General features: G+C 44.4%; 27 protein-coding genes. All 27 read right to left on the minus strand.

Annotation, left to right across the window (positions count from 1 at the left end):
* Positions 1-543 (minus strand): ATP-dependent protease subunit HslV, encoded by a 543-nt coding sequence (hslV, locus tag AS29_RS18890; RefSeq protein WP_035411950.1) that lies wholly within the window; start codon positions 541-543, stop codon positions 1-3.
* 26 nt (positions 544-569) lie between these two features.
* On the minus strand, positions 570-1,469 hold the full coding sequence (gene xerC, locus AS29_RS18895; RefSeq protein ID WP_035411952.1) for a tyrosine recombinase XerC: 900 nt from the start codon (positions 1,467-1,469) through the stop codon (positions 570-572).
* Between the two features lie 60 nt (positions 1,470-1,529).
* On the minus strand, positions 1,530-2,840 hold the full coding sequence (gene trmFO / locus AS29_RS18900) for an FADH(2)-oxidizing methylenetetrahydrofolate--tRNA-(uracil(54)-C(5))-methyltransferase TrmFO (RefSeq protein WP_035411956.1): 1,311 nt from the start codon (positions 2,838-2,840) through the stop codon (positions 1,530-1,532).
* Positions 2,841-2,999: 159 nt separating this feature from the next.
* Positions 3,000-5,072: a type I DNA topoisomerase gene (topA, locus tag AS29_RS18905; protein WP_035411959.1), complete on the minus strand. Its 2,073-nt coding sequence runs from the start codon at positions 5,070-5,072 to the stop codon at positions 3,000-3,002.
* 292 nt (positions 5,073-5,364) lie between these two features.
* Positions 5,365-6,273, minus strand: coding sequence for a DNA-processing protein DprA (dprA, locus tag AS29_RS18910; protein WP_051860823.1), 909 nt, complete (start codon positions 6,271-6,273; stop codon positions 5,365-5,367).
* 71 nt (positions 6,274-6,344) lie between these two features.
* Positions 6,345-7,247 carry a succinate--CoA ligase subunit alpha gene (sucD, locus tag AS29_RS18915; RefSeq protein WP_035411961.1) on the minus strand — a complete coding sequence of 301 codons (903 nt, stop codon included), beginning with the start codon at positions 7,245-7,247 and terminating at the stop codon, positions 6,345-6,347.
* An 18-nt stretch (positions 7,248-7,265) separates the two neighbouring features.
* Positions 7,266-8,426, minus strand: a complete 1,161-nt coding sequence (sucC, locus tag AS29_RS18920) for an ADP-forming succinate--CoA ligase subunit beta (RefSeq protein ID WP_035411964.1) — start codon at positions 8,424-8,426, stop codon at positions 7,266-7,268.
* Positions 8,427-8,609: 183 nt separating this feature from the next.
* Positions 8,610-8,885: an EscU/YscU/HrcU family type III secretion system export apparatus switch protein gene (locus tag AS29_RS18925; RefSeq protein WP_035411967.1), complete on the minus strand. Its 276-nt coding sequence runs from the start codon at positions 8,883-8,885 to the stop codon at positions 8,610-8,612.
* Positions 8,882-10,342 carry a GTPase-associated protein 1-related protein gene (locus AS29_RS18930; RefSeq protein ID WP_035411969.1) on the minus strand — a complete coding sequence of 487 codons (1,461 nt, stop codon included), beginning with the start codon at positions 10,340-10,342 and terminating at the stop codon, positions 8,882-8,884. Before AS29_RS18930 ends, AS29_RS18925 begins: the two co-directional genes overlap by 4 nt.
* Before the next feature lie 12 nt (positions 10,343-10,354).
* The gene (locus AS29_RS18935) at positions 10,355-11,122 is read right to left on the minus strand and encodes a ribonuclease HII (protein ID WP_035411972.1); all 768 of its coding nucleotides are present in this window, start codon (positions 11,120-11,122) and stop codon (positions 10,355-10,357) included.
* Positions 11,123-11,196: 74 nt separating this feature from the next.
* Positions 11,197-12,051, minus strand: coding sequence for a ribosome biogenesis GTPase YlqF (ylqF, locus tag AS29_RS18940; protein WP_035411975.1), 855 nt, complete (start codon positions 12,049-12,051; stop codon positions 11,197-11,199).
* 14 nt (positions 12,052-12,065) lie between these two features.
* Positions 12,066-12,617: a signal peptidase I gene (lepB, locus tag AS29_RS18945; protein WP_035411978.1), complete on the minus strand. Its 552-nt coding sequence runs from the start codon at positions 12,615-12,617 to the stop codon at positions 12,066-12,068.
* Between the two features lie 177 nt (positions 12,618-12,794).
* On the minus strand, positions 12,795-13,139 hold the full coding sequence (gene rplS / locus AS29_RS18950) for a 50S ribosomal protein L19 (RefSeq protein ID WP_035411981.1): 345 nt from the start codon (positions 13,137-13,139) through the stop codon (positions 12,795-12,797).
* Positions 13,140-13,284: 145 nt separating this feature from the next.
* Positions 13,285-14,016 (minus strand): tRNA (guanosine(37)-N1)-methyltransferase TrmD, encoded by a 732-nt coding sequence (trmD, locus tag AS29_RS18955; RefSeq protein WP_035412104.1) that lies wholly within the window; start codon positions 14,014-14,016, stop codon positions 13,285-13,287.
* Complete coding sequence (gene rimM, locus AS29_RS18960; protein WP_035411984.1) at positions 14,006-14,536, minus strand: ribosome maturation factor RimM; 531 nt, start codon at positions 14,534-14,536, stop codon at positions 14,006-14,008. Before rimM ends, trmD begins: the two co-directional genes overlap by 11 nt.
* Positions 14,537-14,545: 9 nt before the next feature.
* On the minus strand, positions 14,546-14,926 hold the full coding sequence (locus AS29_RS18965; RefSeq protein ID WP_035412107.1) for a YlqD family protein: 381 nt from the start codon (positions 14,924-14,926) through the stop codon (positions 14,546-14,548).
* A 121-nt stretch (positions 14,927-15,047) separates the two neighbouring features.
* Positions 15,048-15,278 carry a KH domain-containing protein gene (locus AS29_RS18970; RefSeq protein ID WP_035411988.1) on the minus strand — a complete coding sequence of 77 codons (231 nt, stop codon included), beginning with the start codon at positions 15,276-15,278 and terminating at the stop codon, positions 15,048-15,050.
* 10 nt (positions 15,279-15,288) lie between these two features.
* Positions 15,289-15,561: a 30S ribosomal protein S16 gene (gene rpsP / locus AS29_RS18975; RefSeq protein WP_035411990.1), complete on the minus strand. Its 273-nt coding sequence runs from the start codon at positions 15,559-15,561 to the stop codon at positions 15,289-15,291.
* A gap of 91 nt (positions 15,562-15,652) precedes the next feature.
* Complete coding sequence (gene ffh, locus AS29_RS18980; RefSeq protein ID WP_035411992.1) at positions 15,653-16,996, minus strand: signal recognition particle protein; 1,344 nt, start codon at positions 16,994-16,996, stop codon at positions 15,653-15,655.
* 13 nt (positions 16,997-17,009) lie between these two features.
* The gene (locus AS29_RS18985) at positions 17,010-17,342 is read right to left on the minus strand and encodes a putative DNA-binding protein (protein WP_035411995.1); all 333 of its coding nucleotides are present in this window, start codon (positions 17,340-17,342) and stop codon (positions 17,010-17,012) included.
* Positions 17,343-17,924: 582 nt separating this feature from the next.
* Positions 17,925-18,908 carry a signal recognition particle-docking protein FtsY gene (gene ftsY, locus AS29_RS18990; RefSeq protein WP_035412761.1) on the minus strand — a complete coding sequence of 328 codons (984 nt, stop codon included), beginning with the start codon at positions 18,906-18,908 and terminating at the stop codon, positions 17,925-17,927.
* Between the two features lie 14 nt (positions 18,909-18,922).
* Positions 18,923-22,489 (minus strand): chromosome segregation protein SMC, encoded by a 3,567-nt coding sequence (gene smc / locus AS29_RS18995; protein WP_035412764.1) that lies wholly within the window; start codon positions 22,487-22,489, stop codon positions 18,923-18,925.
* A 214-nt stretch (positions 22,490-22,703) separates the two neighbouring features.
* The gene (rnc, locus tag AS29_RS19000; RefSeq protein ID WP_035412767.1) at positions 22,704-23,444 is read right to left on the minus strand and encodes a ribonuclease III; all 741 of its coding nucleotides are present in this window, start codon (positions 23,442-23,444) and stop codon (positions 22,704-22,706) included.
* A gap of 92 nt (positions 23,445-23,536) precedes the next feature.
* Positions 23,537-23,770, minus strand: a complete 234-nt coding sequence (gene acpP / locus AS29_RS19005; protein WP_035412770.1) for an acyl carrier protein — start codon at positions 23,768-23,770, stop codon at positions 23,537-23,539.
* 69 nt (positions 23,771-23,839) lie between these two features.
* Entirely contained in the window at positions 23,840-24,580 is a 741-nt protein-coding gene (gene fabG, locus AS29_RS19010; protein ID WP_035412773.1) for a 3-oxoacyl-[acyl-carrier-protein] reductase, read from the minus strand.
* Positions 24,580-25,524 carry an ACP S-malonyltransferase gene (fabD, locus tag AS29_RS19015; RefSeq protein WP_035412776.1) on the minus strand — a complete coding sequence of 315 codons (945 nt, stop codon included), beginning with the start codon at positions 25,522-25,524 and terminating at the stop codon, positions 24,580-24,582. Before fabD ends, fabG begins: the two co-directional genes overlap by 1 nt.
* Before the next feature lie 18 nt (positions 25,525-25,542).
* On the minus strand, positions 25,543-26,538 hold the full coding sequence (gene plsX / locus AS29_RS19020) for a phosphate acyltransferase PlsX (RefSeq protein WP_035412779.1): 996 nt from the start codon (positions 26,536-26,538) through the stop codon (positions 25,543-25,545).
* Positions 26,539-26,544: the final 6 nt, after the last annotated feature.

Below are 26,544 nucleotides of genomic sequence, written 5' to 3' on the forward strand. Positions count from 1 at the left end.
CTACAGCTCTTCTACAATCACATTGTCATTCGTATATACGCAGATTTCTCCTGCGATTCGGAGTGCTCCTTCAGCAATTTCTTTAGCTGACAAGCTTTCCCCGCTGTAGCGCTTTAAGGCTCTTCCTGCTGAAAGAGCATAGTTGCCTCCGGAACCGATAGCAAGGATGCCGTCATCAGGTTCGATGACTTCCCCTGTTCCTGAAATTAGGAGTAAATCTTCCTTGTTCATAACAATAAGCATCGCTTCAAGCCTTCTGAGAACTTTATCGCTTCTCCATTCCTTAGCAAGCTCTACTGCTGCGCGCTGAAGGTTGCCATTATATTCTTCGAGCCTGCCTTCAAACATCTCAAACAGAGTAAACGCATCTGCTACAGATCCTGCAAAACCGGCGATTACTTTTCCGTTAAATAATCTGCGGACTTTTCTTGCTGTATGCTTCATGACGACAGCATTGCCGAACGTTACCTGGCCGTCGCCTGCCATCGCATACCCGTCTTTATGGTGAATGGCAAATATTGTGGTTGCATGGAATTCACTCATGATCCATTCCTCCTCTAGTCAACAATTTACGCTCTAGGATGATGAGACATATATGTCTTCTTCAGCTGATCCTTAGAAACATGTGTATAAATTTGTGTGGAGGACAGGTGGGAATGACCCAGCAGCTCCTGAACACTTCGCAGGTCGGCACCTTCATTTAGCAGATGTGTGGCAAACGTATGGCGGAACATGTGCGGATGAATATGTAAGTTTGCTGCAGACTTTTTAACCAGCTCATTTAAGATATGCCGGATGCCTCCAGCTTTTAACGGATTTCCGCGATTGTTCAAAAAGATTGCATCATTCGGTGCGGCCTTTTGTATGAGCTGCTCGCGTCCATCTTTTAAATACAGCTCCAGAGCATCCTGGGCATAGCTGCCGAACGGGACATAGCGCTGCTTATTTCCCTTGCCGTTTACAAGAACTGTTCCCATATAAAGATCCGCATCCTGTTTTTTTAACCCTGCACACTCGCTCACCCTTATTCCCGTGCCATAAAGCATTTCGAGAAGGGCCTGATTCCTTTGGCCAAGCGGTGTGGAAAGGTCGGAAACTGAGAATAGCAGCTCCAGCTCTTTTTCATAAAGAAAAGTTGGAATCCTTCCCTCTTTTTTCGGAAGAGAAACAAGTGAAAACGGGTTATCATTCAGAAGTTTTTCACGGTTAAGAAACTTATAGAAGCTTCGGAGACTGGAAATCTTCTTAGAAATTGTTCGTCTTGCCAGTTTCATCTGATGAAGCTTTGTCAAATACAGTCTAATATCCTGGTAGGTCACAACATCAAGACCCGCAATTCCCTCTTCTTGCATAAAAAGGGCAAATTCTTCAATATTTGCAGAGTAATTCACAATTGTATATTGTGAATAGTTTTTCTCAATTTGTAAATATTCTACGAACAAAATTAAACTTTTCTTAACAATATCCATTTCTTCACCTCACAAGGGCGATTAAATGTTATCACATTGTAACCGCCCTTGCAATGAATATCAAATTGTTTTCGAAATTTTTTGAATTGTTTCCAGCGCTCTATTTGCATAAGCCTCGTAACGATCTTTCTTCACTTTGATTCTTTTAGGAAGTTCGGGAAAGATTCCAAAGTTAGCATTCATTGGCTGGAAATTGTCCGGATTAGCTGAAGTAATGTAGTTAGCCATACTTCCTAATGCCGTTTCAGCAGGAAGCACAGCAAGTTCTTTGCCCAGCACAAGATTTGCGGCGTTTATGCCGGCCAGAAGCCCTGAAGCCGCTGATTCTACATACCCTTCAACACCTGTCATTTGACCTGCAAAGAATAAATCTTCACGGTGTTTGGACTGGTAAGTAGGCTTTAACAGTTTTGGAGAATTAATAAATGTATTGCGGTGCATTACGCCATAGCGGACAATTTCTGCATTTTCAAGACCTGGGATGAGCTTTAGCACTTCTTTTTGAGGTCCCCATTTTAAATGTGTCTGAAAACCGACAATATTATATAGTGTTCCCGCTGCATCATCCTGTCTAAGCTGAACTACTGCATATGGACGCTTCCCTGTTTTCGGGTCTTCCAGTCCAACAGGCTTCATCGGTCCAAACAGCATGGTCTTCTTTCCGCGCTTAGCCATTACTTCGATCGGCATGCAGCCCTCAAAAAAGATTTCTTTTTCAAATTCCTTCAATGGAACGGTTTCAGCCTCAATGAGAGCTTCATAGAAACGGTCAAATTCTTCTTCTGTCATCGGACAATTTAAATATGCCGCTTCGCCCTTGTCATAGCGGGACTTTAAATACACTTTGTCCATATCAATGCTGTCTTTTTCGAGAATGGGTGCTGCCGCATCATAAAAATAGAAATAATCTTCTCCTGTGAGTTTTTGCAGCTCATCTGACAGTGCCTTTGAAGTAAGCGGGCCTGTTGCGATGATTGTTGGTCCCTCAGGGATATGAGTAACCTCTTCATTCATCACAGTCACATTTGGATGATTCTTAACCCGTTCCGTAACCAGCCCTGCAAATTCATGGCGATCGACGGCAAGTGCTCCTCCGGCAGGAACCGCACAATCATCTGCGGATTTAATAATAACCGAGTTTAACTGTCTCATTTCTTCTTTAAGCACTCCAACAGCATTTGTCAGTGCATTGCCTCTAAGTGAATTGCTGCATACAAGCTCAGCAAATTTGTCCGTATGATGAGCAGGTGTCTGCTTTACCGGCCTCATTTCATATAAGTTAACACGCACTCCTCTTTCTGCAAGCTGCCATGCTGCTTCGCTTCCGGCAAGACCTGCACCTATCACATTAACAGTAGATGGTTGACTCATATTGATTTTCCTCCTCGTGGGGTTTAGATAAAAGATCTGTTAAACCTGGGATGTTGATTTCCGCTGCTCAAAGGAGTCTCGCGCCTTCCGCTCCATTCAACAGGTATTAAAGCTTTAACAGAGCCTAAATAAAAAGAAGGTGAGCGAAAAGGCTCACCGTTACTTTTGCTGCTCTTCTTTGTAATCACAGGCTGTACATTGAACCTGAACACCTTTTTTCAGCTTCTTCTCAACCAGCATCGCTTCACAGCGCGGGCAGTTCCTTGCTATCGGCTTATCCCATGACAGGAAATCACACTCAGGATATCTGTCGCAGCCGTAAAATAGACGTTTCTTCTTGGATTTGCGTTCAACGACATTTCCTTTATCGCATTTAGGACAAGGAACTCCGATCTCTTTCACAATAGGCTTCGTATTGCGGCAGTCCGGGAAATTGGAGCATGCCATGAATTTACCGTAGCGGCCCATCTTGATAACCATTGGGTTGCCGCACTCTTCACAATCTACACCTGCATATTCCGGCTTGATTTCTACTTCTTCCATCTCGGTTTCGGCAATGATTATCCGTTTTTCAAAATCTTTGTAGAAATCATCTATAATTTTTACCCATTGGATATGGCCGTCTTCCACTTCATCCAGACTGTTTTCCATACGGGCTGTAAATTCGACATCAATAATTTCCGGAAAAAATTCCATAATCAGTTCAAGGACAATTTCTCCAAGCTCTGTCGGAATAAAGCGCTTGTTATCAAGTGATACATACCCTCTTTTTTGGATCGTATCCAGTGTAGGCGCATAGGTGGACGGTCTTCCGATTCCCTGCTCTTCAAGCGTTTTAACCAAACGTGCTTCCGTATACCTTGGAGGCGGCTGGGTAAAATGCTGAGCGGGCTCCGTATCTTTTGAAAATACTTCGTCACCTGCTGCAAGCTCCGGCAAGTAGCGGTCCTTTTCTTCTACCTGATCATCATTTCCTTCAACATATACTTTCATGAAGCCAGGAAATTTAACCTTTGACCCTGTAGCTCTGAAGACAACTCCATTATTATCTAAGTCTACGCTCATTGTGTCAAGTACAGCTGAAGCCATTTGGCTTGCTAAAAAGCGCTCCCAAATCAATTTGTATAGTCGGAGCTGGTCACGGCTCAAGTATTCCTTCATGGAGGATGGGTCTCTTAATGTAGATGTCGGACGAATGGCTTCATGGGCGTCCTGCGAATTGGAATTTTTCTTCGCGGCTTTCTTAACACCCAGATAGTCTTGTCCGTACTGCTGTTCAATGTATCCTGCTGCTTCAGTTTGAGCGGTTTCAGAAATTCTTGTGGAATCCGTTCTCATATATGTGATTAACCCGACGGTCCCCTCTTTGCCAAGATCAATTCCTTCATATAATTGCTGAGCAATCATCATCGTTTTCTTGGCTCTGAAATTCAGCTTCCGGGCAGCTTCCTGCTGTAAGGTGGATGTTGTAAACGGCACCGCAGGGTTGCGCTTTCTCTCTTTCTTTGTCACATTCGTCACGTTAAACGAATTACCCTTGATGCGGGATGTTACTTCTTTTACATCCTCTTCCGTTTTAAGCTCGCGTTTTTTACCGTCAATTCCGTAAAAAGATCCTTCGAATTGATCCTTGCCTTTGAAAAATTGGCTTTCTATTGTCCAGTACTCTTCAGGTATAAATGCATGGATCTCTTTTTCCCTGTCGATGATCAGCCGGAGAGCAACCGATTGAACCCGTCCTGCACTAAGACCTTTTTTAACTTTTTTCCAAAGAATCGGACTTATTTTATAGCCTACAAGCCGATCCAGTATTCTTCTCGCCTGCTGGGCATCCACCAAGTCCATATTAATCGCTCTTGGATGTTTAAAGGACTCTTTAATTGCGTCCTTTGTAATCTCATTGAATACAACCCGGCAGTCCGAATGGACATCAAGATCAAGGCTGTGGGCCAGATGCCAGGCAATTGCTTCCCCTTCGCGATCCGGGTCAGCCGCGAGATAGACTTTCTTTGCTTTTTTTGCAGCAGATTTTAATTCTTTTAATACATCGCCTTTTCCTCTGATCGTAATATATTTAGGCGCAAAGTTTTGTGTTACGTCCACACCAATTTGACTTTTCGGCAAATCGCGGACGTGTCCCATAGATGCTTTCACTTTAAATTTTTTCCCTAAATACTTCTCAATTGTTTTCGCTTTTGCTGGTGATTCTACAATAACCAGGTAATCCGACATCCTTATGTCCCCCTCAAGAGGTATTCTCTCTCTTTATCTAAAAATGAACCTTTCATTATTGGCTGTTACCCCAATAACGGGCAGGAGCTAAGTCTTGCTTCCGGGCAGTTACAGGCAGTGCTGCATCCTTTATTTCTACAGATGACAAGGAAGGATTTCCCTGCTCGTTAACGCCGGGTATACGTGTATAAAAGCTTTTTGAAAGCATTTTTATCTTTTCAAGTTAAATCCCCACTATTATTAAATATATATCATGCGTTTGTCAAACAGTAATTTCCCGCTTAATGGAATTTTATTCCTCATAGCTGCCGGATGCTCTTAATCCAATTCCGTAAAATTCTTCTAAAATATCCTCTGCAGTCATCACAAGTTTTGCCCCATCTTTAATCAATTCATTCGTCCCATCCGAGTTTCTATCCAAAATGCGGCCCGGAATAGCGAAAACATCCTTCCCCTGCTCCATAGCAAGCTGCGCTGTTATAAGGGAGCCGCTCCTTTGCTTAGCCTCTGCAATCAGCGTCCCGCTGCTTAATCCGCTGATTAGTCGGTTTCGTTCTGGAAAATGCCATTTTTGGGGCCTGATATGGGGAGCGTATTCTGAGATCAGGAGATGGTGATTGCTGATTTCATTTGCCAGACCCCGGTTGGAGGAGGGATAAATATGCTGAAATCCTCCCCCAAGCACTGCAATCGTTTTCCCTCCATTAACAATCGACACAGCGTGTGCCGCTGTATCAATGCCTTCAGCAAGCCCGCTGACTATGACGAATCCTTGTTTGATAAGAGGAATAAGAACCCTTTCCAGTGCTTCTCTGCCGTACTGCGTGGATTGTCTTGCTCCCGCAACTCCCAGTGATCTGCGATGCTGAAAAAGCCCAAGATCTCCTTTACAAAATAAGAATAGAGGCGGATCGGGTAGTTCTTTTAGAAGATCGGGATATAACGGGTCGAGAATGGTAAGGAAGCGGGTTTCTTGTTTTTCAAGGCTTGTTTGGATGTCTGGTATTTTTAATGAAGTAAAATCTTTGGAGAAGGCAGAATAATAGGAGGGGGTAACCAGTCCTAACGACTGGTACTCAGAGGGTTTCAGGCTTTGGAGAAGGCTGAAAGACCGGTCGAATGCATAGAGTTTTCTAAGCTTCGCAGCACGAATACCCCTGCAGTGAGAAATCAGGAGCAGTGTGTTTTGTATGCTGTTCACAAAAGCACCCTTTCTTTTTTTGCATACTAATAGAAACGGATGCTAAAGCACCCGTTTCTACTATTTAATTATTAGTGTGTTTTGCAGTTCTCATAAATGCCTTTTTCTTTCAGAACAGAAATCAGGGTTTCACCCATTACTGAAGGTGTATCCGCTACTTGAATGCCGCAAGCATTCATCGTTTTGACTTTTTCTTCAGCCGTTCCTTTTCCTCCAGAAATGATCGCACCTGCGTGGCCCATACGTTTTCCAGGAGGCGCTGTTTTTCCTCCGATGAAACCGACTACAGGTTTAGTCATGTTGGCCTTTACCCATTCAGCAGCTTCTTCCTCAGCTGTACCGCCGATTTCACCAATCATGATCACAGCATACGTTTCAGGATCTTCATTGAATGCTTTTAGAACATCGATAAAGTTTGTGCCGTTGACTGGATCTCCGCCGATTCCAACTGCTGAAGACTGCCCGATACCTGCCTGGGAAAGCTGGTGCACTGCTTCATATGTAAGCGTTCCTGAACGGGAAACAACTCCTACATGGCCTTTTGTATGAATGTAGCCTGGCATGATGCCGATTTTGCACTCGCCTGGTGTAATGACACCCGGGCAGTTAGGTCCTACAAGGCGTGTTTTTTTGCCTTCCATGTAGCGTTTAACCTTTACCATATCCATTACCGGGATATGCTCTGTAATACAAATAACAAGATCAAGCTCTGCGTCTACTGCTTCCATGATGGAGTCAGCTGCAAAAGGCGCAGGAACGTAAATGACGGATGCATTTGCACCTGTTTCATTTTTTGCGTCAATAACCGTATTGAAAACCGGCACTCCTTCAACCTCTGTGCCGCCTTTTCCAGGTGTCACGCCGCCGACAATTTTCGTGCCGTACTCAAGCATTTGCTTTGTATGGAAAAGAGCTGTTGAACCTGTAATACCCTGAACAATAACTTTTGTGTCTTTATTAACGAAAACACTCATTTTTATCCCCCGCCTTTCTTAGCCTACTAAAGAAACGATTTTTTGAGCTCCATCCGCCATGGACTCAGCTGCCGTAATATTCAATCCTGAATCTTTTAAAATCTGTTTGCCCAATTCTACGTTCGTGCCTTCCAGACGCACAACCAATGGAATTTCAAGGCCAACTTGCTTTGTTGCTTCCACTACTCCTTCAGCAATGATGTCGCATTTCATGATTCCGCCGAAAATGTTAACGAAAATGCCTTTTACATTTTGGTCGGACAAAATGATTTTGAAGGCTTCCGTAACTTTCTCAGCCGTCGCGCCGCCCCCAACATCAAGGAAGTTTGCGGGTTCTCCGCCGTAGTAGTTGATAATATCCATTGTAGCCATCGCAAGTCCGGCTCCGTTAACCATGCATCCGATCTTTCCATCTAATGAGATGTAGCTTAGGTCGTATTTGGATGCTTCAATTTCTTTAGCATCCTCTTCATCAAGATCTCTGTACTCCAGAACATCTTTTTGACGGTACAAAGAATTTGCATCGAAGTTCAGCTTAGCGTCAAGCGCCATGACTTTTCCGTCGCCTGTTACAACCAATGGGTTGATTTCTGCGATCGAACAATCTTTTTCTGTGAACGCTTTATATAGGCTCATCATAAATTTAGCCGCCTGTCCTACAAGCTCACGCGGGATGTTAATGTTGAATGCAATGCGGCGCGCCTGATACATTTGAAGGCCGACTGCCGGATCAACGGATTCTTTAAAAATTTTCTCTGGCGTTTTTTCAGCCACTTCTTCAATTTCTGTTCCGCCTTCTTCAGAAGCCATCAGAACGACTCTGGAGGAATCACGGTCCAGAACAAGGCCCACGTAATATTCCTTCTTAATGTCGCAGCCTTCCTCGATAAGCAAACGCTTAACTTCTTTACCTTCAGGACCTGTCTGATGGGTAATCAGTGTTTTCCCCAAGATTTCGCTTGCATATTCTTTTACCTCATCCAGATTTTTCGCAACCTTTACCCCGCCTGCTTTTCCGCGGCCGCCTGCATGAATCTGTGCTTTTACCACAGTTACCTGTGTTCCTAGTTCTTTTGCTGCTTCAACTGCTTCTTCAACAGTGAACGCGACTTTCCCGTTAGGCACTGCAACCCCATATTTTCTGAGGATTTCTTTTCCCTGGTACTCATGGATATTCATATCCCATCCTCCTAACCTATGTATCAGTTAAATTAGACTGCGCTTTCATTTTATAAAATAGTTGATTGGTTGTCTACCATTCCACTCAAAATCTTTAAATCCTTCGAAAAATTCGTAATCTTTCACCCTGAATTGTTTTTGTGAAAATATAAAAAATGTGACATCTAAGCCATACCAGTCCAGTCAATTTTTCTCCTTTAATTTGTCCAGCCTATAGATGTATGCAAAAATTTCGGCAACCACTGCATATAGGTCTTCCGGAATTTCCTGTTGAATTTCAAGGGATTGGAGGAGTGCTGCCAGGGAAGGATCTTCTTTGACAGGAACTCCGGCCTCCCTCGCCCTTAAGAGGATTTCATCCGCAATCAGCCCCTGCCCTTTAGCTGTTACCTTCGGAGCGCTCGCCCCGTTTCCCTCATACTTCAGAGCAATTGCCTTGCGCAGCTCCCTGTCCTTCATATTTTAAAATCAAATCCTTTCTTGGGAGTTTGATAGAGATCTGGTTCAGGAACTTTGCTCTTCTCTGTTCTTTTAAAGGAAATCCCTGAAAATTGATAGGGCAGATTTTGAAATTGAGCCTTTAACTCAGCAGCTGCACCGGCGGCCAGAGGACCCAGATCATGCTTTGAATGCACAACCGCTGTTACGATTCGGTTTTGAATTTGAACATCAGCCATAATGGAGCCAAGATTGGCAAGTTCCAGATAAAAAACGAGCTTGCAGAAGGCGGGGTCAATTTTCCCCTCAGAATCTTTCCTGAGCTGAAACTGAATCGATACATCAGAGAGGATGCGCTCATCCTGTATCGGAAAATGATGCCAGATTGTTGTTACTCCAGGCTGCTCTGTCTGAGAAAGCTGGATTCCATTCAGCTTCCGGGACAGCTTCTCTGCACTTTCTCCTGCAGCACCTTCCAAATCGGCGGCATCTGCCAGGAGGGATCTGAAGGCTGCATCCTTCAGCAAAGCGTCCTTTGAATGATCCTGTATCATGGTTAGGGATTTTTCAAGCATGGAAAACAGCCGGACGAGTTCTTTCGGCTGAGCCAGGACTTCAATCTCTTTGCCTTTATTCACCAGCCAGCTGCTTTCTTCTGAAGACAGCAATGTTTCTTGATCCACACCCCCCGTAAAAATAGTCCTGAGCATTTCTTCAGGATTGGGAGCGGTATTCAACTTTTTCAGAATTCCTGAGGCGTTTACATGGTCAGCCGACAGCGGCTCATCATTCCATTGGATGAGCTGATCCATCATCAGAGAGGCTTTTCGCTGTACGGGAGCGGCAAGAATGGCCTCAATGACCTGCCTTAATGCCTTGGGCTTCTCTTTGTGCAAATCCTGTCCTGCTAACTCTGAAGCCAGCAGCTGAAGATCATTTTTCAATGTTCCCCCTGTCAATGCTTCAAATAAAGCTGAAAGAGTATTACCAGTAATGGGAAGTCCGCGTTCAAATGCAGCCGTAACGGTTTTGAACCCATCAGCTTTCAAGCTCTCCGGCACGCTTTTAAGCCATTCTGCAGCTTCAGGCAGTTCATCTGCAGAAAAAGGAATATTTGCTCTTAGAAGGCGTTCTGCCAGCTGTGAATGCTCTTTGCCTGCAGAAGGAAGTCCCAGGCTGCGGTTAATGACTGCGGTTAGACGGTCCATATTTCCAGAGGTATCCAACTGTTCCCGTAATCTAAGCTTCGGAACTCCCGTTTTTGACAGAACTGCTGCCTCAAAAAGATATTCTGCCCCTTTTATCAGCGGCGCTTCAACAACAGCTAAAGCCTTGTTTGCACCAATCTGAATGAGTGCACGCTGATTTGGGTAGAGTTCACTTATCTTTCCGATGACGAGCTGGCCGTCTTTAAGCTGAAATGAGCCTGTCCCTTTAGCGGTTAATGTAGGCAGCAGAGCTGAGGTGATTCGATCCAACTGTTTTCACTCCTAATTTAAATGTTCTTTTACCGGACTGAACGTTTTTCGGTGATGGGGTGTGATGCCGAGAAGTCTTAAAGATTCCAGATGCACTGATGTTCCATAGCCCATATTCTGATCAAATCCATAGCCTGGATAAGCAATGGCGAGATCCTTCATGATCCTGTCCCTGGTCACTTTTGCCACAATCGAACCCGCCGCAATGGAAATGCTTCGTGCATCTCCTTTAATAATTTTTTCCTGCGGAATATCAAGCTCTACCTCCATCGCATCAATCAGAAGATAGTCAGGACTCAATTTCAGGTCATGTATGGCAAGCTTCATGGCCTTCTTAGCTGCCTGATAAATATTGATCTCGTCAATTTCATCCGCATCTACAATTCCCACACCAATCGCAAGTGCTTCTTTTTGAATGACGTCAAAAAAGAAATCTCTTTTCGCTTCCGATAGTTTCTTTGAATCGTTCAGTCCCTCCAAATAAAAATCTTCCGGAAGGATGACGGCACCCGCTACAACAGGACCCGCCAAGGGCCCTCTCCCTGCTTCGTCAATTCCCGCTATCGATGTAAATCCTTTGGAACGTGCTTCATATTCAAAGCTCTTTAACTCCTCAAAGGTTTCTTTCATTTTTGCTTTTTTTACAAGCCTTGCTTTATGACTTTCAGCAAGCTTTCTTACAGAGGCTCGGTCATCCCTGCTATATGTCTGAATAAGCGGGTCTTCAAAATTACGCACAGCAGAAAGAATGGCTTGAATTTCTTTAACGGTTTGCTTCATTTCATAAACTTCCTTCTTGATAGTATCGGTTTTTCGGCAAAAAAATAAAGACTCGCATCATGCAAGTCTCTTTATCATATCTCTTCTCCCGGTCTTTCGAAAGACAGGGGACCCAATTTTTCGGAACGGATTTCCCGCAGGACCAGCTCTGAGGTTTTGTCATAGTCGACTATGCCCCCGCTCATCATACAGCCTCTGCGATTGGCGATTTCATCAAACACCGCAACGATTTCCTCCGGAATTTCCTCAAATCCATAGCGCTCCTTAAGTCTCTCAGGATAATTCTCTCTTAAAAAATTCAGGGCATAGACTGTAATATCCTGAAGATTTAAAATGGTATCCTTAATTGCTCCAGTAACCGCAAGCTTATAGCCGACAAGCTGGTCCTCGAATTTCGGCCATAAAATACCCGGTGTATCCAGAAGCTCGATTTCTTTGCCAACCTTTACCCATTGCTGAGCTGTTGTAACACCTGGACGATCTCCTGTTTTGGCCATATTTTTCTTGGCCAGTCGATTAATCAGCGTCGATTTCCCTACATTGGGAATTCCGATAATGAGCGCTCTGATGGCGCGGGGCCGAACACCTTTTGCTTCAAGACGGTCCAGCTTCTCTTTTAAAACCAGCTTGGAAAGCGGAAGTATGTCCTTCAACCCTTTTCCAGACTGGGCATCCAGAGGAAGGGCATGCATTCCTTTTTCTTTAAAATAGCTGAGCCATTCTTTCGTTATTCTTGGATCCGCCATATCTGCTTTGTTGAGCAAAATGATACGAGGTTTGACTGAAACAATTTCATCAATCATCGGATTTCTAGATGAAAGAGGCAGCCTTGCATCCACCAATTCATAAACAATATCAATCAGCTTTAATTTTTCTGTTACCTGCCTCCTGGCTTTCGCCATATGGCCGGGAAACCATTGTATAGCCATTTTAACACCTTCCTTTACTTCACAATACGCATTTCAGGAAGCGGCCAGTAAACAACCCTTGCCTCTCCCATAATCTCCGACACCGGCACTGTGCCGATATGACGGCTGTCTTTGCTGATCCTTCGATTGTCCCCCATGACGAACACTTGCCCGTTTGGCACCTTTTTACGCCCTGTTATTTCTTCGAGAGTAAAGTTTTCAGTCAGCGGCGGGTCAATCAGCTCAGCTTTATACTCGTTTAAATAGGGTTCAGCTACCGGCCTGCCATTTATGTATAGCTGATCATACTTATATTCAACCGTATCTCCGGGAAGTCCAATGATTCTTTTAATATAATCCTCATCCTCTGAGGCATGAAACACAACAATGTCAAATCTCTTAGGGCCTGAAAGAGAGAAGCCCGCTTTGTTTACGATCATCCGGTCATACGAGTTAAGAGTAGGAAGCATGGATTCACCATCCACCACGACCGTGGAAAACAAAAAATGACGAATAATAAATGCGATGATAATGGCCAGTCCAATCGCTTTGAGCCATTCAAATATCTCTTTTCTTTCTTTAGTCAAACAGCTCACCATCCCAATCTTCAGCTAATTCTATTTTTGCACATCAGCGGTAAGTTAAAACCTCGATATTTGATGGGAACGGCAGAGCGCTTCAGTTTTTTTGCTTTTTAATGATGGATTTACCTTTATTATCTCATAAAAAAAGAGCTTGTTGCTTTAACAAGCTCTTTCTCTAATTTATCGGATTTCTTTAATACGGGCTTTCTTACCACGCAATTCACGCAAGTAGTAAAGCTTAGCACGGCGTACTTTACCGCGGCGAACGATTTCAAGATTAGCGATTTTAGGCGTGTGTACAGGGAATGTACGCTCAACACCAACACCGTAAGAAACTTTACGGACTGTGAATGTTTCGCTGATTCCACCACCACGACGCTTAATCACAACACCTTCAAAAAGCTGGATACGTTCACGTGTTCCCTCAACAACCTTAACGTGTACACGAACAGTGTCACCAGGACGGAACGCCGGAAGATCAGTTTTAAGCTGTTCTTTTGTGATTTCTTCAATTAGTTTTTGCATCGTATTCAACTCCTTCCAACAGATGCTCATTCCAATCTTATGCATTGCAGCGGAACATCTTAATAAGATTCACAGAAAATCAAAGATCTCTGCAAACCACAAAAGATATCTTATCATATTCTATCTTTCTTTTGCAACTGGAATTTCAGCGTTTTTTAAGCTTTTCTATATATTTCTGCTGCTTCTCAGACAGTTCATAGGTTTCAAGCAAATCCGGTCTCCGTTCGAAGGTCCGCTTCAAGGATTCCTGTTCGCGCCACTCATCAATCAGCTTATGATTGCCTGATATGAGAGTATCCGGCACTCTCATTCCTCTAAAATCCGCCGGACGGGTGTAATGGGGATGTTCAAGCAGGCCTGAGCTGAATGAATCAAGGACAGGGGAATCTTCATTGCCAAGTACTCCCGGCAGCAAACGGACAACACTGTCAGCAATCGTCATGGACGGAAGCTCTCCTCCTGTAAGGACAAAATCGCCGATTGAAATTTCATCTGTTACAAGATGCTGACGGATCCGCTCATCATATCCCTCGTAGTGCCCGCAAATAAAGACAAGGTGTTCCGCTTCAGCCAATTCTTCTGCTTTCTGCTGATTAAACCGCTCTCCCTGCGGACAGACAAGTATAACCCTCGGCTCGGCAGCCGACGTATCTTTAATTGCCTGCACCGCGTCGAAAATCGGCTGCGGCTTCAGAACCATTCCGGCACCGCCGCCGTATGGATAATCATCCACCGTTTGATGTTTGTTGTCTGCATAATCCCTGAAATTAATCACATTAAATTTTACTGCTTCTTTTTCCTGTGCTTTTTTCATGATGGAGTGATGGAGCACCCCTTCAAACATTTCAGGAAAAATAGACAGAAAATCAATCCTCATCATCAATCAAACCTTCCATCGGAGTGATGATAATTTTCTTTTCCGAAGGGTTAATCTCTTTAACGACTTGTTTAATATATGGAATCAGCAAATCTTTTTTACGGGGTCTTTTTATAACCCAAACATCATTAGCGCCAGGGGTTAGAATTTCTTTTACTTTTCCAATCTCTTTCCCATCATCCGTGAATACGATGCAATCGATGATTTCATGGAAATAGAATTCATTTTCATCCAGCTCTGAAAGTTCAGACTCCGGAATCTTGATTACCATTCCTTTATAGCCTTCTACATCATTTATGTTCGGATGTCCTTTAAAGGTCAGCAAGTCAAAGTTTTTATGCTTGCGGTAACTTTCGATTTCAACTTCTTTAGGGATCGTCGTCTGTTCGCCGAAAATAAAAATCTTTTTCCCCGGCTGGTAGCGCTCATCTGCAAAATCTGTGACAGAAATGACTCTCACTTCTCCGCGGATTCCATGGGTATTCACAATCTTTCCAACATTAAACCATTTACCTTCCATTATGTCACCTCAGCGTATTTCAGTAATGATTCCATCTGTAATAATGATGCTTCTTTCAGTGATAGAGCTTGTCCAGGAATTACCCACTTCAAGCTCGACAATTGCCTGTACTTCTTTTTCTTTCAGCTCGCTGCCGAGCGGCAGGGTATTCAGCTGATCAATTTGAAAGTCGACCATCTTTATTTTATCCTTGCGCTTTTCGATTTCTTTCTTATATTGCTGGCGCATTTCATTGCTTATGTTCGTTTTCTCGAGTTTTTTCAGCTGAAAATAAAGCTGATCGCACTCTCTCAGCAGCTGCTCCCGGTTTGAATTAAACCCGTCCTGCAATTTATTTCTGCTGTTCTCTGTCAAAACCTGCATAACCGATACCGTTTGCATGATCTTCACACGCCATCCACCCTTCAAACACACTCTCTCCATTTTATCATTTTTCGTATGTAAGAAGAAAGAGCGGACAAAAAGCTTAGAGCATAAAAAAAGACGGGGTTAATCCCCCGCCTTTTTCAAGTTAATCGTTTATTTCAAGCTGAATTCGTTTAGAGGATCTTGTCCCCGCTGCATACACAACGGAACGAACGGCTCTTGCAATTCTTCCCTGCTTGCCAATGACTTTTCCGACATCATCTCGGCTGACGGTGAGCCGGTACACAATGACCTTGCTCTGAACTTCCTCTTCAACCGAAACCGCAGCCGGATCATCCACAAGCGGCTTAACAATTGTTTCGATTAACCCGATCATCTGATTCATCTTACTTGTTCAATTTAGAATTATGGAATTTTTCCATGATTCCTTGTGCTGAGAACAGGTTACGAACTGTGTCAGATGGTTTTGCACCGTTTTGCATCCATTGAAGAGCCAAAGCTTCATCAATTTTCACTTCTGCAGGCTGAGCTACAGGATTGTAAGTTCCAACTGTTTCAATGAAACGTCCATCACGAGGAGAACGGGAATCTGCTACTACGATACGATAAAAAGGAGATTTTTTTGCTCCCATGCGTTTCAAACGAATTTTTACTGCCATTATTAAAGCACCTCCGAAAATAGTTCACAAGATAGTATATTATCAATGTTGCATTGGTTTGTAAAGTGTTTTTTCTTAACAGACCTAAAATTTACATGAATGGAAACTTCATGCCGCCTTTTCTCTTGCCTTTTGACATGCTTGTCATCTGTTTCATCATCTTTTTCATGTCTTCAAATTGCTTAAGCAGGCGGTTTACTTCAGGAACCGACGTGCCGCTTCCCTTCGCAATCCGCTTTCTGCGTCCGGCATTGATGACCTCCGGATGCTGCTTCTCTTCTTTTGTCATGGACTTGATAATCGCCTCAACATGACCGATTTGCTTTTCATCGACCTGAACGTTCTTAAGTCCCTTCATCTTTCCGGCACCAGGAATCATTCCAAGAAGTTCATCAAGCGGTCCCATGCTGCGGACCTGCCCAAGCTGTTCAAGAAAATCATCAAACGTAAAGCTCGCTGTTCTCATTTTCTGTTCAAGCTCTTTCGCCTTGTCTTCATCAACATTGGCCTGAGCCTTTTCAATCAGGGTGAGAACATCCCCCATTCCAAGGATCCTCGAAGCCATCCGTTCAGGGTGAAACGCCTCAATCGCATCGAGCTTTTCACCGAGACCCACATATTTAATAGGTGTTTCGGTTACCGCACGAATAGACAGGGCAGCACCGCCGCGCGTATCGCCGTCAAGCTTCGTTAGCACAACTCCGGTAAGTCCGAGGCGCTCGTTAAAGCTTTGGGCAACATTGACAGCATCCTGTCCGGTCATGGCATCAACCACAAGGAAAATTTCATCGGGATTTGCCAGTTCTTTTACCTGAGTCAGTTCGTCCATCAGATTTTCGTCAACATGAAGACGGCCGGCTGTATCAATCAGCACGTAATCATGGTGTTCCTGCCTCGCATGAGCGATTGCCTGCTTGGCAATTTCAACAGGACTAATCTGATCTCCAAGTGAAAAAACATCCATATTCAGCTGTTTACCAAGGGTTTCCAGCTGTTTAATTGCAGCCGGACGGTATATATCTGCAGCGACCAAAAGCGGTTTGCGGTTATGCTTCTTTCTAAGAAGATTAGCAAGTTTCCCCGTCGTCGTTGTCTTACCTGCCCCTTGCAGACCGACCATCATAATGACAGTCGGAGGTTTTTTCGCAACAGCAATTTTGCTTTGCTCTCCGCCCATCAATGCCGTTAATTCTTCCTTAACGACTTTAATAACCTGCTGTCCGGGAGTAAGACTCTGCATGACCTCCTGGCCTACAGCCCGCTCGCTTACGCGTTTGACAAAGTCTTTAACGACCTTGAAATTAACATCCGCTTCAAGCAGAGCAAGTCGGACTTCCCGCATCATTTCTTTTACATCGGCCTCGGAAACTTTTCCTTTGCCGCGAATCTTCGTTATGGTCTGCTGAAGCCGGTCGGCCAATCCTTCGAAAGCCATCTATACCGCCTCCTTATTCCAAATTATCCAGCGCTTCAAAAAGATCCAGCAGCTGTCCTTCGCGTTCCGTTTCAGACGCAAGTTCCTTAAGCTGTTTCATAATTGCATTGCGCTTCTGAAACTTATGAAGCAGCAGCAGCTTTTCTTCGTATTGCTCAAGCATCGCTTCCGTCCGTTTAATGTTATCATAAACGGCTTGTCTGCTGACGCTGTATTCTTCGGCAATTTCACCGAGGGAATAATCATCGAGATAATAAAGAGACATATAGCTCTTCTGCTTCGATGTAAGCAGTGACTGATAAAAATCAAAGAGGTAATTCATCCGCGTCGTTTTTTCTAAAATCACGGCTCTCTCCCCTTTTGTTAAGTGAAATGCCTTTACAACAATTACAGTTTACCGAGATTAAGACACCATGTCAAGTTTTTATCTTGACGAAAAGAAAAGCGGAGGCGGCTTGCCCAGCCGTGAGAGACGGTGGAGCCGGAACTGACAAAGTCGCTCTTTGACTTTGACAGGGCTGGCGAAGCAGCCGAACGGCTAGCCGCCGGAGCTGGACACAGAAACCAAGTTCGATAAGCCGCTTGATTATGCCCTGATCGTGGGAGGCCCATTATTCCGCTCAATATACTTTTTTATAACTCAGCAATTATCTTCCAATAGTCAGCAATTAATAAGCAAAAGTCAGCAATTAACTGCTTGATGTCAGCAATTATCCGCTAAATGTAAGAAATTCCCTTCAATAAGTCAGCGATTATTTAAAAACAGCCGTCATTGACCCCCAGACGAATGTAATTCTCCTCCTTGCAGACAACATATCGTGAAAAAACTGATCCTCTTTCTTATTTTTCACATTTGCTACCCTAAATTTAATCAGTTTACCCGTCTAATTAAAAAAGAAAGCCTGGCAGCCAGGCTTTCTTTACATAGTTAAGCTTCCTCTACCAAATCCGCGAACAGACCATATACATATTGCTGTGCGTTGAATTCCTGGAGGTCGTCTATTTTTTCTCCCAGACCTACGAACTTGACGGGAATGTCCAGTTCGTTGCGGATGGCGAGGACGATACCTCCTTTTGCGGTTCCATCGAGCTTGGTCAGGACAATTCCGGTTACGTTGGTGGATTGTGAAAATTGCTTGGCCTGGCTCATGGCGTTTTGTCCGGTTGTAGCATCAAGGACGAGCAGGACCTCGTGAGGGGCGCCTGGAATTTCACGTTCAATTACGCGTTTTACTTTTTCGAGCTCGCTCATTAAGTTCACTTTGTTTTGCAGCCTTCCAGCTGTATCACAAATCAGAACATCCGCTTTTCTCGCTTTGGCCGCCTGTACGGCATCAAACATGACTGCTGCGGGATCAGATCCTGCTGATTGCTTGATGACTGCAGTTCCTGTTCGCTGTCCCCACACTTCAAGCTGCTCGATCGCTCCGGCACGGAACGTATCTCCAGCTGCAAGGACGACGGATTTTCCTTCACTTTTGAATTTATTGGCGAGCTTTCCGATTGTCGTTGTTTTCCCTACTCCGTTAACGCCTACAACTAAAATAACATTCAGCTGGTTTTCTTTTATATTCAGCGCGGTAGAGGATTCTTTTCCATCATCATATATTTCAACAAGCTTTTCAGAAATGACGTCACGAACCTCGAGAGGATCCTGAATGTTGCGGAGCTTGACTTCAGTCTTAAGCTCTTCAATTAAATCCATGACGGTTGTGACGCCTACGTCAGCACTGATCAGAATTTCCTCAAGTTCTTCAAAGAATTCCTCATCTACTTTTCTAAAGCGTGAAACCAGTTCATTTACTCTTGAGGAAAAATTGGACCTTGTTTTCGTCAGGCCATCTTTAAATTTATTTGAAACGGAATCAGACTGCTTCGTTATGCTTTCTTTTAATTTTTTAAAAAAGCTCATTGGTTTTCTCCCCTTCACTTTGTTGTGGCAAATTCTTTGGAGTCTTCCAATCGGACTGATACGAGCTTGGATACTCCTGACTCCTGCATCGTAACTCCATACAGCACATCACATTCCTCCATCGTTCCTTTACGATGGGTTATGACAATGAATTGAGTCTGTTCGCTGAATTGTTTCAAGTACTGGGCAAACCGGTATACATTTGCTTCATCAAGGGCTGCTTCCACCTCATCAAGAATACAGAAAGGCACTGGTCTAACTTTTAGGATGGAGAATAAAAGCGCGATCGCAGTGAGCGCTCGCTCTCCGCCTGAAAGCAGGCTGAGATGCTGCAGTTTTTTCCCCGGAGGCTGGGCCACAATATCCACACCAGTATTCAATAAATCTTCAGGGTCCGACAGCCTAAGCTCAGCCCTTCCCCCTCCAAACAATGCTTGGAAGACAGACTCGAAATGGGATCGGATCTGCTCGAAGGTTGTGGAAAACCTTCGTTTCATCTCCCCATCCATTTCATCAATAACCTGGTGAAGCGTATTCTTAGCTTCAAGGAGGTCTTCCCGCTGATCATGGAGAAATTGATAGCGCTCTGAGACCCGCTCATACTCATCGATTGCACCGAGATTTACCGTGCCGAGCTCTTCAATGCCGCGCTTGATGAGTTTTACTTTTCTTCTTGCTTCTTCAGGCTCAAGAGTTAGCTCGTATCTCTCTTTTGCACGTTCAAATGTAAGCAGGTATTCCTGGCGCAGATGGTTCAGCTTCGTATCAAGCTCGATATCAAGGCGTGTAATTTTCAATTCTTCATCTTTGAGCCAATCCGAAATCTGCTTATAAATGCGCGAGCTTTCCTTCAGCTCATGCTCCATGCTTTCGAGCCTTTGCTGCAGGTTTGTACGCTCGGATTTTTTTTCAGCGATCATTTCGATCGTTTTATTCTTTTCGTTGAGTTTCTCTGTTGAAGCATTCGCAAGGGTTTGCTCCCCGCTCGTATTTGAGCTGACTTCAGTTGTCAAAAGCGACAGATCTTCCTCTGCTTCCTTCAGCCTTCTCAAGTTCTCGTCATGCTCTTCTTTTAAACGGCCGGCTTTTTCTGACACGTTTTCATAGGATTGCTGCTTGCCCGCCAGAATAATCTTCAGTTCAGTCAGTTCCTGCTGAAGCCCGGCCCTGGACTCCTGCTGCGTGCTTTTCAATGATGACAGTTTGCTTATTTCTGTATCCATTTGCTTAAGCTGAGCTGCCGTCTTCTCGATTAAGGCATTAAGTTCAGTTAAACGCGCTTCATTTTTTTGCCATTCGTGGTCGAATGATTCTTTTTCGGCATCGTAGATAGAAAGATGGTCATTTACATTTTTCACTTTCCATTCCGCTTCTTTTACGGCCGTTTGGAGCGTATTCAAATTGATCCGGAGCGCATCTCCTGCTTTTCTCAGCTCCTCAACTTGCTGTTCTTGCTCCTGCAATGAGGATTTTCGTTTTTTCACATCGGCTTCCAGCTCGGCTGTTTGGGTTTCCATTTCCTTCAGCTGAACAGCGATGGCTTCAAGCTCGCGGTTCCGGCTCAGCAAAGATCCGGTCTTTTGCTTTACAGCCCCGCCTGTCATCGACCCGCCAGGATTGACAACGTCTCCATCTAGCGTAACGATCCGGTACCTGAATTGAAGGATTTTTGACAGTTCATTAGCTCCTTTTAAATCCCTCGCTACGATGACAGCGCCAAGAAGGTTTTCCATGACTGCCGAATACCGGGAATCGAATACAGCAAGTTCTGATGCAATTCCTATAAAAGAAGAATGTTCGGAAAGCTTCATTTTGTCTGAAGTGCCGATTTTCCTGCTTTTCATGATTGAAAGCGGCAGGAATGTAGCCCGTCCGAAAGAGTTTTGCTTAAGATAGGCTATAGCGGACCTGGCTACTTTTTCATCCTCTGTCACAATGTGCTGCGAGGCGGCACCAAGCGCTATTTCTATAGCCGTTTCATATTCTTTTTCCGTTTTTAAAAGCTCGGCGATCGCTCCATGAATGCCGCTGAATCGTTCCCTTGACTTCAAAATCTCTTTTACTCCCTGGAAAAATCCGGAATAATCCTCCTGCATTGCTTCCAGCATTTCTTTGCGAGAGCGGATTTGCTGCAGGTATTGGTAGGCCTTATACAGCGCAGATTCGTTTTTGCTGTAAGAATCACGATCGGTTTCAAGCCTATTAAGTGCTCGCCGGAAAGCAGTGACTTGCTCATTCATGGCTTTCTCTGCCTCGGCAAATTCTTTTTGCAGTTTTTCTTTTTCCTCAGATAAGAGGCGGCGTTCCTGGAGATACTTGCTGTTGCCGTCCGAAAGTCTCTCATTTTTCACAGACTGCTGTCTAAGCTGCTCTGTTATGTAGGATGTTTCATTTTTTGCAGATGTTTGCTGGTTCAGTATATCGAAGTATTCGCTTTTTAGCCGTTCAATATCATGTTCGATATTACCATTCTGAGCATCAAGAAGGCTTTGCTTTTCTTTTACAAGCTGCTTTGCTTCTTTCATCTCCGCAGAAAGAAGAGCCACTTTTTCCGCTTCCAAATCCCTGTCCCTCGCGAGAAGTTCAATTTTCCCGCTCAACTCATCAATTAGCTGTTCTAGCTGGCCGCGGTTTGCCTGTGCGTTTTTTCTTCTCTCTTTTAAGACTTCTTTTCTCCCCTCGAGTTTTTCAAGCTCTTCGCTCGTTTGAAGGAGAATTTGCTGAAGGCTGTCAAGTGTCCCATCCAGCTCAGAAACTCTGCTGCGGGAATCACTGATGGCCATTTCCTGTTTTTGGACAGAAGCTGCAAGCTCGGTTTCTTTTTCCCGGGTGCTTTCAGCCGTTTTGGTCAAACTTGTCCACTTCTGGTGGAGCTCCTCAATATCATGTACCGTTAAGGCAACCTCAATCTGCTCGAGCTCCTCCTTTTTTTCCAAGTAATCTTTCGCAATCGATGCCTGAACTTTTAAAGGCTCTACCTGTCCTTCCAATTCGTGAAGAATATCCTGGACGCGATTCAGGTTATCATGTGTTTCGGATAATTTATGTTCGGCTTTCTTTTTTCTTGTTTTGTATTTCAGTACCCCGGCAGCTTCTTCAAAAATGCTTCGGCGCTCTTCTGCTTTGCTGCTCAGGATTTCTTCTACCTTCCCTTGGCTTATAATCGAAAAGGCTTCTTTCCCCAGTCCTGAATCCATAAATAAATCGACAATATCTTTTAGGCGGCAGGACTGCTTGTTGATGTAATATTCACTTTCTCCGGAACGGAATACTTTCCTCGTAATACTTACTTCATGAAAATCAATTGGCAAAAAATGATCTTCATTATCAAGGGTTAGTGTAACTTCTGCCAAATTGAGACCTCTTCTTGAGTCACTTCCTGCAAAAATGATATCCTCCATTTTACCGCCGCGGAGTGATTTTGCGGATTGCTCACCAAGAACCCAGCGGACCGCATCTGTAATATTGCTTTTACCGCTTCCGTTCGGTCCAACGACTGCTGTAACCCCTTTTACAAAATCAACACTTGCCCGATCTGCAAAGGATTTGAATCCTGCTATGTCCAATCGTTTGAGGAACATGTTGGGTCCTCCTTACCATCAGTAAATTCAAACATATTTTAACACAATCCTTTAGTTAAAAATATTAGTAACGCATCAAAAGCGGCCAGTATAATCCGCGGAATAAAGCATTCTAAACGATGATCCGAACATAAAAAAAAGCCGGCCCAGTACCAGGTCCCCTCCTGCCTTATCTTATCCGGCAGGCGGAGTCTGTCAAGCTGGGTCAGCCCATTTAAGGTTTCGTTTGCATTTTGGAGAGTGCTTCCTGAGCAGCATGCTGTTCTGCTTCTTTTTTGGAGCGGCCATTGCCAGTGCCCAGCACTTCGCCATCAAGAGAAACTACCGCCTCAAATTCCCTGTTGTGGGCAGGTCCTTTTTCGGTAAGTATTTTATACTCCAACGGTCCTTTTCCGTCTCTTTGCACAAGCTCCTGCAGCTGGCTTTTAAAATCCATCACATGAGAAAAAGCACCTTCGTTCACCTTAGGAAAAACATATTTTTCAAGAAAGACAACAACAGGATCGAGTCCTTTATCTAAATAAAGAGCTCCGATAAATGCCTCAAAAACATCAGCTAGAAGGGCAGGTCTTGCACGTCCACCAGTCATTTCTTCCCCTTTTCCAAGCAGGATAAGATTGCCGAATGACAGGTCATTTGCAAATGAAACGAGAGACGGTTCACATACAATGGCTGCCCGAAGCTTCGTCAAATCTCCCTCAGACATGGTTGGGTACTTTTTATAAAGAAATTGGGAAACGGTCAGTTCCAGCACGGCGTCTCCTAAAAATTCCAGTCGTTCATTGTCTTCATAAGGTTTTTTTCGATGCTCATTCACATACGATGAATGGGTGAAAGCTTGATAGAGCAGCTTTTCATTGGTAAACGTCTGTCCGACGCTTTCCTGAAACTGTTTAAATTCTTCCGCTTTTTTCGCGAAATTTCTTCTCTCTTTATAATGCGTATGCTTCTGCATAACTACCTCCATCATTACCAAAACAATTGGGCGGCTCCCTCCCTAAATAAAGGGAGAAAGCCCCGCTGCTGTGAGCGGGACTTCAACATACTTTACTGCTGGTTCTGTATGTAGTTAACAGCGTCACCCACTGTAGCGATTTTCTCTGCATCTTCATCAGAAATCTCCATATCGAACTCATCTTCAAGTTCCATTACAAGCTCAACTACATCCAGGGAATCAGCTCCGAGGTCATCTTTAAAAGAAGACTCCATCTTAATTTCAGAAGCATCGACTCCAAGGCGGTCAACGATGATCTTAGTTACACGATCTAAAACGTCTGCCATTACATTCACCTCCCCTCAAGTATTATAGTCAATTCAAGCTAAAAACACCAGTTTGATTTTAGAAATGTTCTACATGAACATTCCGCCGTTTACATGAAACGTTTGTCCGGTAATATAAGCGCTTTTTCCACTGGCAAGGAATGTAACTAAATCGGCGATATCCTGTCCCTCTCCGAATTTCGCAAGAGGAATTTGCTTAAGCATTTCTTCTTTTATTTCATCGGTAAGTTTTTCAGTCATATCCGTGGATATAAACCCTGGCGCTACGGCATTCACCGTAATATTTCTGGCGGCGAGCTCTTTTGCCGATGTTTTCGTAAGACCGATTACACCCGCTTTTGCCGCTACGTAATTGGCTTGCCCGGGATTGCCGGTTTCCCCTACCACTGACGTAATGTTAATGATGCGCCCGCTTCTTTGCTTCATCATTTGTCTGGTGACAGCCTTTGTGCAAAGAAATACACCTTTAAGATTGGTGTCCACTACATCGTCCCACTCATCCTCTTTCATTCTCATAAGCAGGTTATCTCTTGTGATACCGGCGTTATTAACAAGGATATCGAGGGTTCCGAAGCGGTCTGTAACTTCTTTCATCATATCTTTTACCGCATCCGCACTGGAAACATCCGCTTTAATAGCAATGGCTTCTCTGCCAAGAGCAGCAATTTCCTCTACCGTTTCCTTTGCTTTTGCTTCATTACCCGCAAAATTGACTGCTACGTTCGCTCCGTTTTTTGCAAGATCCAAAGCGATTGCCCGGCCTATTCCCCGGGAGGCGCCTGTTACTAGTGCTGTTTTGCCCGTTAGCATTATGCTTCCTCCTTAAGTGCTTCAATTGCAGCCTGAAGCGTATCCATATCGGATACAGACAGGGTTTTTACACTCCGGTCTATTTTTCTGATCAAGCCTGAAAGAACTTTGCCGGGACCAATTTCAACAAAGGTGTCCGCCCCTTGTTGAATCAATGTTTTAATTGATTCTTCCCAGCGCACGGGAGAATACAGCTGTCTAATTAATAGATCTTTAATCTGATTACCTTCCGTCTCCGGCTGTGCGGTTACGTTGGCGATTACAGGAACGGCTGTGTCTGATAGTGTCATGCCGTCAAGTACGTCTTTCAGTTTCTCTGCTGCCGGTTTCATTAATTGGGAATGAAACGGCCCGCTTACTTCAAGAGGAATCGCTCTTTTCGCTCCGGCTTCTTTTGCTTTCGCGGAAGCAAGCTCTACTCCTTTAGCTGTTCCGGAGATGACAATTTGACCTGGGCAATTTAAATTAGCGAGCTGAACGGAGTGCCCTTCATCCGTGACAGACTGCGTAATCTCTTCAAGAGGTCCCGCTTCCATACCCATGATTGCCGCCATAGCCCCCTGTCCGGAAGGAACGGCTTCATTCATAAACTCCCCGCGTTTCCGAACAGCAAGTACAGCATCTTCAAACGAAAGAACACCCGATGCTACAAGAGCGGAATACTCACCAAGGCTGTGCCCGGCTGTGAAATCAGGGGTAATCCCCTCTTTATCGAGAAGCTTCCAAGCAGCAATGCTTGCTGTAACAAGAGCAGGCTGTGCATTATATGTAAGAGTTAATTCTTCTTGCGGACCTTGAAGCATGATTTTGCTGAGCTGATCTTTCAATATTTCATCAGCTTTTTGAAAAATTTCTTTTCCTTCAGGGGTTTGTTCAGCGAAGTCCTGCCCCATCCCCACTGTTTGAGATCCCTGCCCGGGAAACACGAATGCAATTTTAGACATACTCTTCCCCTCCGTTGGTTATTCAGGATTTTGACGGCCGGCCATTGCGGCTCTGATCGTCCCTGATACATCATTTGAAATCATATCTCTTGTCTGGCGGACAGCGTTATAAACGGCATTTGCATCAGAAGATCCGTGCGCCTTTACTACTGGAGCATTTAATCCAAATAGAGCAGCACCGCCGTATTCCGAGTAATCCATTTGTGAACGGATCCCCTTCAATTTCGGTTTAAGAACCGCAGCTGCAAGCTTTGACGGCAAGTTACTGGTTAAAGCAGACTTAAGCATGGTGAAAACAGAAAGAGCGGTTCCTTCAATTGTTTTTAACGTGACGTTTCCAGTAAAACCATCGGTTACGACAACGTCAGCGGCACCTTCAAGAAGGTCTCTCGCTTCCACATTGCCTTTAAAATGAAGTCCGGAATCCTTCAGCTTGATAAAAGCCTGCTTCGTCAATTCATTTCCTTTTTTGTCTTCTGTTCCGACATTCAGAAGACCGACGGAAGGATTTTTTACGCCGCGGACTTTCTCTGCATAAACCGAGCCCATAATGGCATATTGCAGCAAATGCTCCGGCTTCGCATCGACGTTTGCACCCGCGTCCAGGAAAAGAAAGCCTTTCCCGTCCATAGTTGGAAGAGTTGGAGCAAGTGCGGGACGGTCAATACCGTCAATTCTGCCGACAATAAATAATCCCGCTGTCATTAGGGCACCTGTGTTGCCGGCAGAAATGCACGCATCCGCTCTTCCTTCCTTCACTTCATTGGCCATCAAAACCATTGAAGCATTTTTCTTTCTGCGAACCGCTCTGACCGGTTCATCTTCAGATTCGATGACCTCAGTTGTATGGATGACCTTGATTCGGTCATGCTCTGATAGATACTTGCTGATTTCGGCTTCATCACCAATCAGCGTTATCTCAATATCCGAGAAAGTATTTGCAGCCTTTAAAGCTCCTTCACAAAGAGACTGCGGGGCATTGTCGCCGCCCATTGCATCAATAGCGATTTTCATCAGTGA

This window comes from Bacillus sp. SJS (assembly GCF_000732485.2).
Taxonomy (GTDB): Bacteria; Bacillota; Bacilli; order Bacillales; family Bacillaceae; genus Metabacillus_B; species Metabacillus_B sediminis.

Excerpts from the sequence above, each read along its gene's own strand:
- hslV (WP_035411950.1), bottom strand. The coding sequence starts at position 543 with ATGAGTGAATTCCATGCAACCACAATATTTGCCATTCACCATAAAGAC.
- xerC (WP_035411952.1), bottom strand. The coding sequence starts at position 1,469 with ATGGATATTGTTAAGAAAAGTTTAATTTTGTTCGTAGAATATTTACAA.
- trmFO (WP_035411956.1), bottom strand. The coding sequence starts at position 2,840 with ATGAGTCAACCATCTACTGTTAATGTGATAGGTGCAGGTCTTGCCGGA.
- topA (WP_035411959.1), bottom strand. The coding sequence starts at position 5,072 with ATGTCGGATTACCTGGTTATTGTAGAATCACCAGCAAAAGCGAAAACA.
- sucD (WP_035411961.1), bottom strand. The coding sequence starts at position 7,247 with ATGAGTGTTTTCGTTAATAAAGACACAAAAGTTATTGTTCAGGGTATT.
- sucC (WP_035411964.1), bottom strand. The coding sequence starts at position 8,426 with ATGAATATCCATGAGTACCAGGGAAAAGAAATCCTCAGAAAATATGGG.
- AS29_RS18925 (WP_035411967.1), bottom strand. The coding sequence starts at position 8,885 with ATGAAGGACAGGGAGCTGCGCAAGGCAATTGCTCTGAAGTATGAGGGA.
- AS29_RS18935 (WP_035411972.1), bottom strand. The coding sequence starts at position 11,122 with ATGAAGCAAACCGTTAAAGAAATTCAAGCCATTCTTTCTGCTGTGCGT.
- ylqF (WP_035411975.1), bottom strand. The coding sequence starts at position 12,051 with ATGGCTATACAATGGTTTCCCGGCCATATGGCGAAAGCCAGGAGGCAG.
- rplS (WP_035411981.1), bottom strand. The coding sequence starts at position 13,139 with ATGCAAAAACTAATTGAAGAAATCACAAAAGAACAGCTTAAAACTGAT.
- trmD (WP_035412104.1), bottom strand. The coding sequence starts at position 14,016 with ATGAGGATTGATTTTCTGTCTATTTTTCCTGAAATGTTTGAAGGGGTG.
- rimM (WP_035411984.1), bottom strand. The coding sequence starts at position 14,536 with ATGGAAGGTAAATGGTTTAATGTTGGAAAGATTGTGAATACCCATGGA.
- AS29_RS18970 (WP_035411988.1), bottom strand. The coding sequence starts at position 15,278 with ATGATCGGGTTAATCGAAACAATTGTTAAGCCGCTTGTGGATGATCCG.
- rpsP (WP_035411990.1), bottom strand. The coding sequence starts at position 15,561 with ATGGCAGTAAAAATTCGTTTGAAACGCATGGGAGCAAAAAAATCTCCT.
- ffh (WP_035411992.1), bottom strand. The coding sequence starts at position 16,996 with ATGGCTTTCGAAGGATTGGCCGACCGGCTTCAGCAGACCATAACGAAG.
- ftsY (WP_035412761.1), bottom strand. The coding sequence starts at position 18,908 with ATGAGCTTTTTTAAAAAATTAAAAGAAAGCATAACGAAGCAGTCTGAT.
- smc (WP_035412764.1), bottom strand. The coding sequence starts at position 22,489 with ATGTTCCTCAAACGATTGGACATAGCAGGATTCAAATCCTTTGCAGAT.
- rnc (WP_035412767.1), bottom strand. The coding sequence starts at position 23,444 with ATGCAGAAGCATACGCATTATAAAGAGAGAAGAAATTTCGCGAAAAAA.
- acpP (WP_035412770.1), bottom strand. The coding sequence starts at position 23,770 with ATGGCAGACGTTTTAGATCGTGTAACTAAGATCATCGTTGACCGCCTT.
- fabG (WP_035412773.1), bottom strand. The coding sequence starts at position 24,580 with ATGCTAACGGGCAAAACAGCACTAGTAACAGGCGCCTCCCGGGGAATA.
- fabD (WP_035412776.1), bottom strand. The coding sequence starts at position 25,524 with ATGTCTAAAATTGCATTCGTGTTTCCCGGGCAGGGATCTCAAACAGTG.
- plsX (WP_035412779.1), bottom strand. The coding sequence starts at position 26,538 with ATGAAAATCGCTATTGATGCAATGGGCGGCGACAATGCCCCGCAGTCT.